This window comes from Sinorhizobium sp. P24N7, from assembly GCF_042436655.1.
GTDB lineage: Bacteria > Pseudomonadota > Alphaproteobacteria > Rhizobiales > Rhizobiaceae > Sinorhizobium > Sinorhizobium meliloti_A.
This window is the reverse complement of the sequence record NZ_JBHMIW010000160.1, coordinates 1-381: the sequence shown is the minus strand read 5'-3', so window position 1 is coordinate 381 and position 381 is coordinate 1. Positions and strand designations below refer to the sequence as shown.

Below are 381 nucleotides of genomic sequence, written 5' to 3'. Positions count from 1 at the left end.
CATCCCATCCGCCTGGTTTTTACGGGCCCGTATGCGGCGAAACGTGTTCACCTGCGTCCGAAGAGCTTTGCGAAAAAACCTTTGATCTGCCCGAGAATCACGGCCGACACGAGTGATCCGGCGTCGAACTCGGCGGTTACCGGCGCTCGCTCCGGCGCACTGCCCTGTGCCCGGTGTCTCAGCCTTGCCTCCAGATTTTGAACGAACACACCGATCAGCCGGTTCGCGACGTCCTGTACGAGGCCGGACCGGCTGAACTGCGCAAGCATGCCGGTCAGGGTAAAGCCGATCGTGACGTCCACCCGGGTTTCGCCAGGTTCGTCACCTTCTTTGACGGCATAGGCAATCCGGCCGCGCGTCGCCGAATTGCTGCGCTTGTCC

The 381-nt window shown here is 61.9% G+C and carries 1 pseudogene; it reads right to left on the bottom strand.

Annotation, left to right across the window (positions count from 1 at the left end):
• Window positions 1-47: 47 nt before the first annotated feature.
• A pseudogene (locus tag ACFHWW_RS34435) lies at window positions 48-381 on the bottom strand (carbon monoxide dehydrogenase); the annotation flags it as partial.